This window comes from Anaerovorax odorimutans (assembly GCF_024459955.1).
Lineage (GTDB): Bacteria > Bacillota > Clostridia > Peptostreptococcales > Anaerovoracaceae > Hominibacterium > Hominibacterium odorimutans_A.
This window is the reverse complement of sequence record NZ_JANFXK010000266.1, coordinates 1-213: the sequence shown is the minus strand read 5'-3', so window position 1 is coordinate 213 and position 213 is coordinate 1. Positions and strand designations below refer to the sequence as shown.

The following is a 213-nucleotide window of genomic DNA, read 5'->3' as shown; positions in this document are numbered from 1 at the left end:
GGAAATGTACAAAATACTGACAGGCGCGGGCATCAACATCATTCGCGTGGGCCTGAAAAGCTCGGACTTAATCAAAGCGCACGGGGAAATTGAAGGACATACCTTTCACCCCGCCTATCGCCAGCTGGTCGAAGGAGCCTTTGCCAGAGAAATGATGGAGTGGCTTTTGCAGGAAAACGTTACTGCATTCGAAAATGAAGAATACAAAGTAGC

Annotated in this window: 1 pseudogene; it reads left to right on the top strand. The window is 48.4% G+C overall.

Annotation, left to right across the window (positions count from 1 at the left end):
* Nucleotides 1–213 (top strand): annotated as a pseudogene (locus tag NE619_RS18730) (radical SAM protein); the annotation flags it as partial.